Below are 13,099 nucleotides of genomic sequence, written 5' to 3'. Positions count from 1 at the left end.
CACCGGCATGCATGCGATCACGATTCCCCAACCTGGTGGTCCCGAGGCGCTGGTGTGGGACGAGGTCCCCGATCCCGTACCCGGCGAGGGCGAAGTGCTGGTCGAGGTGGTGGCCAGCGCCGTCAACCGCGCTGATGTCCTGCAACGGCAGGGCTTCTACAACCCGCCGCCCGGCGCCTCCCCCTACCCCGGCCTGGAATGCTCCGGCAGGATCGCCGCGCTCGGCTCCGGGGTGTCCGGCTGGGCCGTCGGCGACGAGGTGTGCGCACTGCTCGCGGGCGGCGGCTACGCCGAGAAGGTCGCCGTACCGGCCGGGCAACTGCTGCCCGTGCCCGAGGGCGTCGGCCTGGAGCAGGCGGCGGCACTGCCCGAGGTCGTCTGCACGGTCTGGTCCAACGTGTTCATGGTCTCCCATCTGCGCCCCGGCGAGACCCTGCTGGTGCACGGGGGCTCCAGCGGCATCGGCACCATGGCGATCCAGCTCGCCAAGGCCGTCGGCGTCAAGGTGGCGGTGACCGCCGGCACCAAGGAGAAGCTGGAGCGCTGCGCCGAACTGGGCGCGGACGTGCTCATCAACTACCGCGAGCAGGACTTCGTCGCCGAGATCAAGCAGGCCACCGACGGTGCCGGGGCCGATGTCATCCTCGACAACATGGGCGCCAAGTACCTGGACCGCAACGTCCAGGCCCTCGCCGTCAACGGACGTCTAGCGATCATCGGCATGCAGGGCGGGGCCAAGGGGGAGCTGAACATCGGCGCGCTGCTCAGCAAGCGGGCCGCCATCAGCGCGACCTCGCTGCGCGCCCGGCCGCTGGAGGAGAAGGCGGCCATCGTCGCCGCCGTACGCGAGCATGTGTGGCCGCTGTTCACCGGTGGTCATGTGCGACCGGTGGTCGACCGCGCTCTGCCGATGCCTCAGGCGGCCGAGGGACACCGCCTGGTGGAGGAGAGCGGTCACATCGGCAAGGTGCTGCTGGTGGCGCCGTAGCGCGGGGCGAACCGGTCAGTTCTCCCAGTGCGGGCAGTTCTCCCGGTGCGGCCAGTTCTCGAGGCGGTCAGTTCTCGTGGGCGGGCAGTCCTTGTGGGCGGTCAGTTCTCGTGGGCGGTCAGTTCTTGCGGAGTCTCAGACCGAGGAGGGCCAGACCGAGGCCCAGGCCTATGAGAACCAGGCCGCTGCCCAGCGGGAGGATGCGCAGGACGGGTTCCGTGGCGGTCTCGTCCTGCTGGGCCGCCTGCTGGGCCCCCTGCTGGTCCGCGGGCTGCGCCGGGGGCTGCGCGGGGTCGAGACCGGCCTCAGCGGGCGGCTGGGAGGCCGCCGGCGTCTCCGCGGTCTCCGGCTCCTGCGGCTGCACGGTGGCGGGGACCGGGTCGTCGTCGCCCTCCACCTCGGCCGCGGGCCCGTCCGGCCGTCCCGGCCGCATCCGTCCCTCTCCGGCCCTGCTGCCCGCCCGGGAGGGCTCGGCGACAGCGACGGAGGCATAGGGGCGGACGGACGCCGATGCGGAGTCGGACGGCATGGGCAGGCCGGGGGGCGAGTCCCGCTGCGCGGGGTCGGCGAAGGCCGAGGGCCCCTGATCCGGGCGGTCGTGGCCGGGGTGCCCCGGCTCCGGCTCGGGGGCGTGCGCCGGTGACGCGCCGTGGGCGACCGGGCCGGCGTGGGTGACACGGCTGGTGTGGGCGGCGGTGCTGCCGTGGGTGACAGAGCTGTCGTGGGTGACAGGGCTGTCGTGGGCGGCGGTGCTGCCGCGCGCGACGGTGCTTCCGTACACGGGCAGGGCCGCCGCCGCGAGGACGAGCAGCAGTCCGATGCAGCGCGGTGTGAGTCTCAGGCGTGGAGCCACGTCGGCGACCTCCCGGAGCCAGGTGACATGACCGATGGATGACCGACGGGAATAAGCCTCACATTCGCCGATCAATCGGGCATTCCGGATTGGGCCGTCGGGTCTAAACGGTGGATCAGCCCCACGAGGGGGCACCACGGTGATGAGGTGGTGGCGTGCGAGAGAATGGCGGCATGGAGATGCCGAGGAACGAACGGTCGCCGGAGAATCCCCAGATCCTCGTCGTGGGTCAGGACGGGATGGCGCTCGGCGGCGGCGGGGACGAGGACTTCCGTGAGACCCCGGTGACGGAGCAGGTGGAACAGCCGGCCAAGGTCATGCGGATCGGCAGCATGATCAAGCAGCTTCTGGAGGAGGTGCGTGTAGCTCCCCTGGACGAAGCCAGCCGGGTGCGGCTGAAGGAGATCCACGCCAGCTCGGTGAAGGAGCTGGAGGACGGGCTGGCCCCGGAGCTGGTCGAGGAACTGGAGCGGCTCTCCCTGCCCTTCACCGACGAGGTGACCCCGAGCGACGCGGAACTGCGGATCGCCCAGGCACAGTTGGTGGGGTGGCTGGAAGGACTCTTCCACGGGATCCAGACGACGCTCTTCGCCCAGCAGATGGCGGCGCGGGCCCAGCTGGAACAGATGCGCCGCGCGCTCCCGCCGGGCATGTCCGGTCACGAGGGCGGCGACGAACACCACCCGGGCGGTCGCTCGGGCGGCCCGTACCTGTAGGCCCAACCCTCTCGTCCCGCCGCGAGGCGACGAGGTAACGAAGCGAAGTCACGAGGCCACGAAGTCACGAGGCCACGAAACCACGGGGCCACGAAACCACGGGGCCACGACAAACGAGGGGCCCGGCGGTCACCCGCCGGGCCCTCACTGCGTCCGTCGCCGATTCACTGCGTCCGTCACCGGTTCACTGCGTCCGTCACCGCGTCACTGTGTCTGCCGTCGCAGCACAGGCCTGCCGTCGCAGCACTGGTCCGCCGTCACCTCACTGCGGCGGATTGCCCGTCGACACGTTCAGCTCGATGCTGCCCACGTCGTCCGGGTCGACGTCGGTGCCCGGCTGGGGGAACTGCTTCAGCACGGCCCCGTCGGGCCACGTGTTGTCGTCCTCGTGGTCGATGGTCCACTTCCAGCCCGCGGCCTGCAGGCACTCCTTCACGGAGTCCATGTCCTTGTACCGGAAGTCGGGCATCTCGACCTTCTTGGGGTCGGTGTAGGACTCCCGCGGTTCGGTGCACTCGTCCTTGTCGATCTTGCGGGAGTGGTCCGGCGCCCGGTAGCCCTCCCGGTGGGACGAGGACGCCGAGGCCCCCGAGCCACCGCTGCCCTTGATGTCGTCACCGGCGTTCTTCAGTGTCAGCGCGACGATCACGCCGACGACGACGACGGCCACCACCGCGACCGAACCGATGACCACCGGCTTCTTCTTCGAGCCCCCGCCGGCGGGCCGCCCGGCCTGCGGCGAGATGGTGTAGGGCGGCGGGGTCGGGGCGGCGGCCTGCGGCCCGTAGCCCACCGGAGGCGGCGTCTGGTAGCCGCCCTGCTGCGGGTAACCGTAGGAGGGGGCGGGCGTCTGGGGCGCGGGCGTCTGGTGTCCGTACGGGTTCGGGGCCGGAGCCGGCTGGTACGGCGTCTGCACCGGTCCGGGCGGCGCCGGGGTCGCCTGGCCGACCGGCGGGAACACCGCGGAGCCGACACCCGAGCCGCTCTGCACCGGCCCGGCGCCCGGCACGATGCTCGGCGGTGCCGCCTGGAGGGAAGCCGCGATGCGCAGGCACTCGTCGCGCATGGCCTCGGCGGTCGGGAAACGCTCGTTCGGGTTCTTCTTCAGCGCGCGGGCGACCAGCGCGTCCACCGCGGGCGGCAGCGAACGGTTGACCGTGGAGGGCGCGACCGGCTCCTCCTGCACATGTGCGTACGCGATCGCCAGCGGCGAGTCCGCGTCGAACGGCAGCCGCCCGGTGACCAGCTGGAACAGCATGATGCCGACCGAGTACAGGTCGGAGCGGGCGTCCACGCCACGGCCGAGGGCCTGCTCGGGCGAGAGGTACTGCGGGGTTCCGACGACCATGCCGGTCTGGGTCATCGAGGTGACGCCGGACTGCATGGCGCGGGCGATGCCGAAGTCCATGACCTTGACCACGCCCCGCTTGGTCACCATCACGTTGCCCGGCTTGATGTCCCGGTGGACCAGCCCCATCTCGTGGCTGATCTCGAGGGCCGCCAGCACGTCGGCGGTGACCTTCAGCGCCTTGTCGGCGGGCATCGCGCCGTACTGGCGGATGTCCTCCTCCAGAGCCGAGCCCAGCGGCCGGCCCTCGACGAACTCCATGACGATGTACGGCGTCGCCATGCCGCCCAGGTCGTCCTCGCCCGTGTCGAAGACGGAGACGATGTTGGTGTGCGTGAGCTTGGCCACGGCCTGCGCCTCGCGCCGGAAGCGCTCGCGGAAGGCCTGCTCCCGGCCGAGTTCGGTGTGGAGCGTCTTGATCGCGACCTGGCGGTCCAGTACCGAGTCGTACGCCAGGTGCACCGAGGCCATGCCACCCTCGCCCAGCAAGTCGCGCAGCTGGTAGCGGCCACCGGCCAGCGCCTGCCCCGCGTACCGGCCGTGTGCGCCGTCCTGGCTCATCTCTCCGCGTCCCCCACTGGCCGTGCGGCGCCGTCATCCAGCGAACAGGCCTTGATCGAATGTGTCATTCCCGGCCAAGTCTGCCCGAGGGCACTGACACGTCAAGCTCGGTGCCCGTTCCGTGACCGTACGAGCAAGAAGCGTCGCGCAAGCGTTACAGGGGACGTACGACCGGCACACAGAATTTGCACGACAGCGCGTGCTAGAGGTTTCATGACCGGTCCGTCTCAGGTCGGTCCCGGATCCGGTTCCGAACCGGTGGCCCCCGCGGAGGCTGTAGCGTGGCCGACGGAGACCGTGACAACACCGCGCGCACCGCGGGCAGAAACGACGGCGAGGACTGATGGCACAGCAGCAGCGCTCTCAGGGCCCGTCCGACCCCGAGGCGACTGGCGGCGGAATGTCAGACGCGCCCGAGATGTGGGGCAACGGCGGGCTCGTCGGCGACGGGCGGTACCGGCTCACCCACCGGCTCGGCCGGGGCGGCATGGCCGAGGTGTTCGCGGCGGAGGACGTCCGCCTCGGACGCACGGTCGCGGTCAAGCTGCTCCGCGCGGACCTGGCCGAGGATCCGGTCTCCAAGGCCCGCTTCACACGCGAGGCGCAGTCGGTCGCCGGTCTCAACCACCACGCGATCGTCGCCGTGTACGACTCCGGCGAGGACGTCGTGGGCGGCCAGTCCGTGCCGTACATCGTGATGGAGCTGGTCGAGGGCCGCACCATCCGTGATCTGCTGCTGAACGCCGAGGCGCCGGGCCCCGAGCAGGCCCTGATCATCGTCTCCGGCGTCCTGGAGGCCCTCGCCTACTCGCACCAGCACGGCATCGTGCACCGCGACATCAAGCCGGCCAACGTCATCATCACCGACAGCGGCGCCGTCAAGGTGATGGACTTCGGCATCGCCCGCGCCCTGCACGGCGCCTCCACGACGATGACCCAGACCGGCATGGTCATGGGCACCCCGCAGTACCTCTCCCCTGAGCAGGCGCTCGGCAAGGCCGTCGACCACCGTTCCGACCTGTACGCGACCGGCTGCCTGCTGTACGAACTCCTCGCCCTGCGTCCGCCGTTCACCGGCGAGACCCCGCTGTCGGTGGTCTACCAGCACGTCCAGGACATCCCGACCCCGCCCTCCGAGTACTCCGACGGCTGCCCGCCGGAGCTGGACGGCCTGGTCATGCGCTCACTCGCCAAGGAACCCGACGACCGGTTCCAGACGGCCGAGGAGATGCGCGGCATGGTCCAGTACGGCCTGCAGATGCTGTACGACCAGGGCGGCCACACCGGCACCTGGAACACCGGCCCGGTCGAGGCGCACGACGGCCGGCACACCCCGGCGGGCGGCTTCGCCGGCACGACCGTCATGCCGCACCCGACGGACGTCTCGGGCACCTCGCAGATCCCGCAGCCGATCCTGCCCGTGGGCTACGGCGGCGGTGACGACGGCGGCTTCGAGGGTCACGGGAACAAGGGCAGCGGGCGCGGCAAGCTGTGGATCCTCGCCGTTCTCGCGGTCATCGCGATCACGGCGGGCGTCGCGCTGGCGCTCAAGAACACGGGCGGCCACGCCGGCAACGGCACCGACACCAAGCCGACGACGACCCACTCCAAGAACACGAAGCACGAGAAGCCTTCGCCGAGCCCGTCCGACGACGACACCGGCCAGACCGACGACTCCTCCGAGGACACCGGCTCGGACACGGGCACGGGTTCGGACCTGCCGACGGCGACCACGCCGTCGTACAGCCCCCCGCAGTCGGCCAGTTCCAGCCCGAGCGACGAGCCGTCGGACCCGGAGCCCTCGCAGTCGGAGCCCTCGGACCCCGCGGACGGCGGCACGGAGGGCGGCGGTGTCATCGGCGGGGCCGCGGACGGGGGCACCACGGACGGGACCACCGACGGCGGTACCACGGACGGCACCACCACCGACGGGGCCACCGCCGACGGCGGCGCGGGTGACACCGCCGGTTGAAGTACACCCACGCCGGCCGGGACGACGTCGCCCGACGTGACCGGTCGACCCTGATCTCGTCCCCGGGCCGGCCCCTGGCCGGCCCGGCTCACTGCACGAACGCGTCGCACACGGCGTCGTACTCGCGCGTCCACCACACCGCGAGCGCCGACGCGGCCGGGAACTGGCAGTCCGCGCGCGTGTCACCGCGCTCGTAGTGCCAGCGCAGCATCCAGAAGTCGTTCAGCCGTTCCCACCACACCCGGTGCACGGCCGCCGCCAGTTCCGAGGGCGTGGCGCCGGCCGCACGGCGGTACGCGCGCGCGTAGGCCCGCACTTTCGGCAGGTCCAGGGTTCCGGCGGGCCGTACGAAGAAGATCACGGCGGCGCGTACGGCCTCCTCCGCGCGCGGCTGCACGCCGAGCCGGTCCCAGTCCACGATGGCGGCCGGGGCGCCGTCCTTGTAGAGCAGGTTGAACGGGTGGAAGTCGCCGTGCACCCAGCCCACCGGACCGCCGCGCGGGGGGCGCCGCTCGGCGTGCTGCTCCAGCAGCGCCCGGCGTTCCAGCAGCCGGTGCCGGGCCAGCTCGTCGAAGGCGTCGGCCGGTCGGTGCCGGCGCACATGGGCGAGCAGGTCGTCGATGAGGGCGAAGGTGTCGGCCGGGTCGGCGCTCTCCACGGGGTGCGGACCGGTCGCCGGGCGGGTGCGGCCCTTGGGCGGCATCACACGCTCCAGACAGGCGTGTACGGCGCCCAGGAGCGCCCCCAGGCGTGCGCTCTCCCCCCGGGTGAGCTGGCCGCCGTGCCGGTGCCTGCCGTCGATCCAGGGGTGCAGGGCGTACGCGTGGCCGCCCACGACGGCGACCGTACGGCCCTCGCGGTGCGCGAGCGGCTGGGCGACCGGGACGCCGAGGTCGGCGAGGCGCTGGGTGGCCCGGTGCCGGCGTTCGATGGCGGCGGGGTCGGCGGTGTCCGGGTCGAAGTGGTGCTTGAGGAAGTAGCGGCCGCGCGTGGTGGAGAGCCGGTAACCGCGGTTGAGGAGGCCCTGGTCGACCGGTTCACAGGTGAGGGCGGTACCCGCGGCGTACAGGCGCAGCAGGGCGCCCAGAGGGGGCGCATGGGGTGCTAGGGGTGGTACACAAGAGCGCGGCACGCCGCAGATGTTAGGGCACGCGCAGCCCCTGTGAGCTGCGGGTTGTCACACGCAGTCGCCGACGGTCGCTTTCGGTCACCAAGTGGGCTTTTCCGCCTGCGTGCGGGTGACAAAGGCCGCTGCCCGGAACGTCGACGATGCCGGTTTCGCGAGCGGGACCGAGCCGTAATTCTTGATCATCTTTTCGGCGGGGTGCGGCCGTTCACCGATCTGCTGTTTGGCCGGTCTTCGCCGATCAGTTCGAGAATTCCGTGTTCTTGATCGGTGAGCCGGTTCCTTTCCGTCGTGGGTGCGCGTGCCGCCCCCCGTACCGGCCCGGCCGACCCTCACGATGCAGAAATACCCTGATATTTACTTCTTCGTGCACGAGGTCAGTCTCACATGCGACTCTTCCCGTGACCTGGGTGAGCGGGATAACGTGCGTTTGCTCCGGACGCCGCAACGCTGTGACCAGCACGCTTGCCACCTCCCCTGCATTTACTTGGAAATCCAAGCAAAATCGCAGGTCAAACGGGGTTTCACAGAAATGTGGAGCACTGGGTAACGTAATGGTTGCAGGGCGCTCGCCGGGGCACCTGTCACGCCTGTTCCCGGCCGAGTGGCACCCACCCCGTGCCCGGTGGTCGAACACAGGTGAGCCGCACTGGCCTACCGGCAACCCCGGGGGCCGGAACGACGGAGGAGCACACGTGAGCGTGGAGAGCAGTGCCGCGCGCAAGCCGCGACGCAGCGCCGCAGGCAAGGCCGGCACCACCGGCAGCGGGACCGGCACGGCCGGCGACGCGACCGGAGCCACCGGCACCAAGCGCACCACCCGCAGCACCGCCAGGAAGAGCACCGAGCCCGATCTCGTGCAGCTCCTGACGCCGGAGGGCAAGCGGGTCAAGAACGCCGAGTACGACGCCTACGTCGCCGGCATCACCCCCGAACAGCTCCGCGGCCTGTACCGCGACATGGTGCTCACCCGGCGCTTCGACGCCGAGGCCACCGCCCTGCAGCGGCAGGGCGAGCTGGGCCTGTGGGCCTCCCTGCTGGGCCAGGAGGCCGCCCAGATCGGCTCGGGCCGGGCCCTGCGCCACGACGACTACGTGTTCCCGACCTACCGCGAGCACGGTGTGGCCTGGTGCCGCGACGTCGACCCGACCAACCTGCTCGGCATGTTCCGCGGCGTGAACAACGGCGGCTGGGACCCGAACGGCAACAACTTCCACCTGTACACGATCGTCATCGGCTCGCAGACCCTGCACGCTACCGGCTACGCGATGGGCGTGGCCAAGGACGGCGCGGACTCGGCGGTCATCGCCTACTTCGGCGACGGCGCCTCGAGCCAGGGCGACGTCGCTGAATCGTTCACCTTCTCCGCGGTCTACAACGCCCCGGTCGTGTTCTTCTGCCAGAACAACCAGTGGGCGATCTCCGAGCCCACCGAGAAGCAGACCCGGGTGCCGCTGTACCAGCGCGCCCAGGGCTACGGCTTCCCGGGCGTCCGCGTCGACGGCAACGACGTCCTCGCCTGCCTCGCCGTCACCAAGTGGGCCCTGGAGCGCGCCCGCAGCGGCGAGGGCCCCACCCTCGTGGAGGCGTTCACCTACCGCATGGGCGCCCACACCACCTCCGACGACCCCTCCCGCTACCGCGGCGACGAGGAGCGGCTGGCCTGGGAGGCGAAGGACCCGATCCTGCGCCTGCGCCGGTACCTGGAGGCGTCGAACCACGCGGACGAGGGATTCTTCACGGAACTCGAGACCGAGTCCGAGGCGTTGGGCAAGCGGGTGCGCGAAGCGGTCCGCGCCATGCCCGACCCGGACCACTTCGCCATCTTCGAGAACGTGTACGCGGACGGGCACGCGCTCGTCGACGAGGAGCGAGCCCAGTTCGCCGCCTACCAGGCGTCGTTCGCGGACGCAGAAGGGGGTCACTGAGATGGCCGAGAAGATGGCGATGGCCAAGGCCATCAACGAGTCGCTGCGCCGCGCCCTGGACACCGACCCCAAGGTCCTGGTCATGGGCGAGGACGTCGGCAAGCTCGGCGGTGTCTTCCGGGTCACGGACGGCCTCCAGAAGGACTTCGGCGAGAGCCGGGTTATCGACACCCCGCTCGCCGAGTCCGGCATCGTCGGCACCGCGATCGGCCTGGCCCTGCGCGGCTACCGCCCGGTGGTGGAGATCCAGTTCGACGGCTTCGTCTTCCCGGCCTACGACCAGATCGTCACCCAGCTCGCCAAGATGCACGCCCGCTCGCTGGGCAAGGTCAAGCTGCCGGTCGTCGTCCGCATCCCCTACGGCGGCGGCATCGGCGCGGTCGAGCACCACTCCGAGTCCCCCGAGGCGCTGTTCGCGCACGTGGCCGGCCTGAAGATCGTCAGCCCGTCCAACGCCTCCGACGCGTACTGGATGATGCAGCAGGCCATCCAGAGCGACGACCCGGTGATCTACTTCGAGCCCAAGCGGCGCTACTGGGACAAGGCCGAGGTCGACTTCGAGGCCATTCCCGCCCCGCTGCACAAGGCCCAGGTGGTCCGCGAGGGCACCGACCTCACCCTGGCCGCCTACGGCCCGATGGTGAAGCTCTGCCAGGAGGTCGCGGCGGCCGCGGCCGAGGAGGGCAAGTCCCTGGAGGTCCTGGACCTGCGCTCGGTCAGCCCCCTCGACTTCGACGCCGTCCAGGCCTCGGTGGAGAAGACCCGCCGCCTGGTCGTGGTCCACGAGGCGCCGGTGTTCTTCGGTTCCGGCGCGGAGATCGCCGCGAGGATCACCGAGCGCTGCTTCTACCACCTGGAGGCACCGGTCCTGCGGGTCGGCGGCTATCACGCCCCGTACCCGCCGGCCCGCCTGGAGGAGGAGTACCTGCCGGACCTGGACCGCGTGCTCGACGCCGTCGACCGCTCGCTGGCGTACTGAGGAGAGGGTCGTGACGACGATGACGGATGCGTCCGTACGCGAGTTCAAGATGCCCGACGTGGGCGAGGGACTCACCGAGGCCGAGATCCTCAAGTGGTACGTCCAGCCGGGTGACACGGTCACCGACGGCCAGGTGGTCTGCGAGGTGGAGACCGCCAAGGCGGCGGTGGAACTCCCCATCCCCTACGACGGCGTGGTCCGCGAGCTGCGCTTCCCCGAGGGCACCACGGTGGACGTGGGCACGGCCATCATCGCCGTGGCCGTGGCCGGAGCTGCCGCCCCTCAGGCCCCGGCCGAGCAGCCGAAGCCGGTGGCCGAGGAGCCCGAGGCCAAGCCGGAGGGCCGCCAGCCGGTCCTCGTCGGCTACGGCGTGGCGACCTCCTCCACCAAGCGCCGCCCGCGCAAGGGCCCCGAGGTGACCGTCCCGGCGGCCGCCGGGGCGATCCAGACCGAGCTGAACGGGCACGGCGGCCCGGTCGCCGAGAAGGCCCGCCCGCTGGCCAAGCCGCCGGTGCGCAAGCTGGCCAAGGACCTCGGTGTCGACCTGGCCGCGATCACCCCGTCCGGCCCGGACGGTGTCATCACGCGTGACGACGTCCACGCGGCGGCCCGGCCCGCGGCGGCCGAGCCGGCCGCCCCGGTCGCGGCGGCCCCCGCCGCCCCCGCCGTCCCGGCGCAGGTGGCGTCGTACGACACGGAGCGGGAGACCCGTATCCCGGTCAAGGGCGTCCGCAAGGCGACCGCGCAGGCGATGGTCGGCTCGGCGTTCACGGCGCCGCACGTCACCGAGTTCGTGACGGTGGACGTGACCCGCACGATGAAGCTGGTCGAGGAACTCAAGCAGGACAAGGAGTTCCAGGGGCTGCGGGTCAACCCGCTGCTGCTGATCGCCAAGGCCTTGCTGGTCGCCATCAAGCGCAACCCGGACATCAACGCGTCCTGGGACGAGGCCGGCCAGGAGATCGTGCTCAAGCGCTACGTCAACCTGGGCATCGCGGCGGCCACACCTCGTGGGCTGATCGTCCCGAACATCAAGGACGCGCAGGCCAAGACGCTTCCGCAGCTGGCCGAGTCGCTGGGCGAACTGGTGTCGACGGCCCGCGAGGGCAAGACCTCCCCGGCGGCGATGCAGGGCGGCACGGTGACCATCACCAACGTCGGCGTCTTCGGCGTCGACACCGGCACGCCGATCCTCAACCCCGGCGAGTCGGCGATCCTCGCGGTCGGCGCGATCAAGCTCCAGCCGTGGGTCCACAAGGGCAAGGTGAAGCCGCGTCAGGTGACGACGCTCGCGCTCTCCTTCGACCACCGCCTGGTGGACGGGGAGCTGGGTTCCAAGGTGCTGGCCGATGTCGCGGCGGTCCTGGAGCAGCCGAAGCGGCTGATCACCTGGGCGTGAGGGCGTTCGCCGGGTGACCTCGGCGCAGGAGGGGCCGGCCGCGACACACCGTTGCGACCGGCCCCTCCTTTTGCCGCGCCCCGAAGCCTTGCTCACCGTCGGACAGCTGGGCCCACCCGGGGCACGACAACCGCTCACCGGGATCCCGGAACCCGGCGGAAAGCGCCGGGAACCTTTCGCGCCGGCCGCGCCTCCTGACCCGGCGACGCGGGCCCGACGGGGGGCCGCACCGACCCGAGAGGGGTCAGGGATGGGTTCGAACGACGTGTACACCGACGCGGGTGCCGCAATCGTGTCCGGACGTCCGCTGCCGGAGGACGGTAACGCGGTGCACCGGCACGTGGCCGTACGCGGCACTCGGCTGCATCTCGCCGAGTACGGCGGCTCCGGCACCCCGCTGCTCATGCTTCACGGCTTCCCGCAGCACTGGTTCGCCTGGCACAAGGTCACCGGGCAGCTGGCCGGCGAGTACCGGCTGCTCTGCCCGGACCTGCGGGGCTTCGGCTGGTCCGGACTCACCCGGCGCGGGTACGACATGGACTCCCTGGCGGACGACGCCCTCGCCCTGCTCGACGCGCTGGGGATCCGCGGGCCGGTCGGGCTCGTCGGGCACGACTGGGGAGCACATCTGGGCTTCCGGCTCTGCCTGCGGGCGCCGGAGCGGTTCACCGGGTACCTGGCGCTGAACATGTCCCACCCCTGGCCGCGGCACCGGGCGGTCCTGCCCAACCTGTGGCGGCTGTGGTACACCGCGTTCGTCGAGTACCCGGTAATCGGGCGTGCCGTACTGCGCCACCGGCCCGGCTTCACCCGTTTCCTGCTGCGGCACCAGGTGGCCGATCCGGCCGTGTGGACGGAGGCCGAGCTGTCCGAGTACGCCGCCGCCACCTCGGTCGGCGCCGCTGCCGTGCAGTCCCTGTTCTGGCAGTACGTGCTGCACGACATCCCCGCCCTCGTCCGCGGCACCTGGCGGCGGCACCGGCTCGTCGTGCCGACGCTGCTGCTCGGCGGGGAACGGGACGCCGTGGTCGTACCGTCGATGCTGGCGGGCGCGGAGCCGTACGCCGACGACCTGAGGGTGCGGCTGGTGCCCGGCGCCGGCCACTATCTGCCGCAGGAACGGCCGCGGGAGGTGGCGGAAGCCATCCGCGAGCAGTTCCGGCCCTGAAGGACTCCGGCGGTCCGCGGTCTGCGGTCTGCGGTCTGTGGTCTGTCTGCGGTCTGCGGAT

At 71.3% G+C, this 13,099-nt stretch carries 10 protein-coding genes; 7 read left to right on the top strand and 3 right to left on the bottom strand.

The annotated features are described in order from the left end of the window. Positions 1-7: 7 nt before the first annotated feature. Positions 8-988 carry an NAD(P)H-quinone oxidoreductase gene (locus JK359_RS14515; protein ID WP_201835644.1) on the top strand — a complete coding sequence of 327 codons (981 nt, stop codon included), beginning with the start codon at positions 8-10 and terminating at the stop codon, positions 986-988. Between the two features lie 118 nt (positions 989-1,106). Here JK359_RS14515 and JK359_RS14510 read toward each other — a convergent pair whose 3' ends face one another. After that, positions 1,107-1,841, bottom strand: coding sequence for a hypothetical protein (locus JK359_RS14510; protein WP_201835643.1), 735 nt, complete (start codon positions 1,839-1,841; stop codon positions 1,107-1,109). Positions 1,842-2,014: 173 nt separating this feature from the next. Here JK359_RS14510 and JK359_RS14505 point away from each other — a divergent pair, with 173 nt between their 5' ends. Continuing rightward, positions 2,015-2,557: a bacterial proteasome activator family protein gene (locus tag JK359_RS14505; RefSeq protein ID WP_201835642.1), complete on the top strand. Its 543-nt coding sequence runs from the start codon at positions 2,015-2,017 to the stop codon at positions 2,555-2,557. A gap of 262 nt (positions 2,558-2,819) precedes the next feature. Here the strand turns inward: JK359_RS14505 and JK359_RS14500 are convergent, their stop codons facing one another. Beyond that, positions 2,820-4,466: a protein kinase domain-containing protein gene (locus JK359_RS14500; protein WP_201835641.1), complete on the bottom strand. Its 1,647-nt coding sequence runs from the start codon at positions 4,464-4,466 to the stop codon at positions 2,820-2,822. Positions 4,467-4,809: 343 nt separating this feature from the next. Here JK359_RS14500 and JK359_RS14495 point away from each other — a divergent pair, with 343 nt between their 5' ends. Then, positions 4,810-6,438 carry a protein kinase domain-containing protein gene (locus tag JK359_RS14495; RefSeq protein WP_201835639.1) on the top strand — a complete coding sequence of 543 codons (1,629 nt, stop codon included), beginning with the start codon at positions 4,810-4,812 and terminating at the stop codon, positions 6,436-6,438. 88 nt (positions 6,439-6,526) lie between these two features. Here JK359_RS14495 and JK359_RS14490 read toward each other — a convergent pair whose 3' ends face one another. Beyond that, on the bottom strand, positions 6,527-7,570 hold the full coding sequence (locus JK359_RS14490; protein WP_201835637.1) for a phosphotransferase: 1,044 nt from the start codon (positions 7,568-7,570) through the stop codon (positions 6,527-6,529). A gap of 689 nt (positions 7,571-8,259) precedes the next feature. Here JK359_RS14490 and pdhA point away from each other — a divergent pair. From pdhA to JK359_RS14470, 4 genes are all read left to right on the top strand, one after another. Beyond that, positions 8,260-9,492 (top strand): pyruvate dehydrogenase (acetyl-transferring) E1 component subunit alpha, encoded by a 1,233-nt coding sequence (pdhA, locus tag JK359_RS14485; RefSeq protein ID WP_201835636.1) that lies wholly within the window; start codon positions 8,260-8,262, stop codon positions 9,490-9,492. Position 9,493: 1 nt separating this feature from the next. Continuing rightward, a complete protein-coding gene (locus tag JK359_RS14480; RefSeq protein WP_201835635.1) occupies positions 9,494-10,471 on the top strand; it encodes an alpha-ketoacid dehydrogenase subunit beta in 978 nt (325 codons plus the stop codon). Between the two features lie 10 nt (positions 10,472-10,481). After that, positions 10,482-11,870, top strand: a complete 1,389-nt coding sequence (locus JK359_RS39840; RefSeq protein WP_201835634.1) for a dihydrolipoamide acetyltransferase family protein — start codon at positions 10,482-10,484, stop codon at positions 11,868-11,870. A 250-nt stretch (positions 11,871-12,120) separates the two neighbouring features. Continuing rightward, positions 12,121-13,038 carry an alpha/beta fold hydrolase gene (locus JK359_RS14470; RefSeq protein WP_201835633.1) on the top strand — a complete coding sequence of 306 codons (918 nt, stop codon included), beginning with the start codon at positions 12,121-12,123 and terminating at the stop codon, positions 13,036-13,038. Positions 13,039-13,099 lie beyond the last annotated feature (61 nt).

Origin of the sequence: Streptomyces actinomycinicus (assembly GCF_016741775.1) — a bacterium.
GTDB lineage: Bacteria > Actinomycetota > Actinomycetes > Streptomycetales > Streptomycetaceae > Streptomyces > Streptomyces actinomycinicus.
Note: the sequence above shows the minus strand (reverse complement) of the source record. Positions and strands in the feature narration are given on the sequence as shown.

Bases quoted from the DNA above. Each gene is read 5' to 3' on its own strand.
- JK359_RS14515 (WP_201835644.1), top strand. From the start codon at position 8: ATGCATGCGATCACGATTCCCCAACCTGGTGGTCCCGAGGCGCTGGTG.
- JK359_RS14505 (WP_201835642.1), top strand. From the start codon at position 2,015: ATGGAGATGCCGAGGAACGAACGGTCGCCGGAGAATCCCCAGATCCTC.
- JK359_RS14495 (WP_201835639.1), top strand. From the start codon at position 4,810: ATGGCACAGCAGCAGCGCTCTCAGGGCCCGTCCGACCCCGAGGCGACT.
- JK359_RS14480 (WP_201835635.1), top strand. From the start codon at position 9,494: ATGGCCGAGAAGATGGCGATGGCCAAGGCCATCAACGAGTCGCTGCGC.
- JK359_RS14470 (WP_201835633.1), top strand. From the start codon at position 12,121: ATGGGTTCGAACGACGTGTACACCGACGCGGGTGCCGCAATCGTGTCC.
- JK359_RS14500 (WP_201835641.1), bottom strand. From the start codon at position 4,466: ATGAGCCAGGACGGCGCACACGGCCGGTACGCGGGGCAGGCGCTGGCC.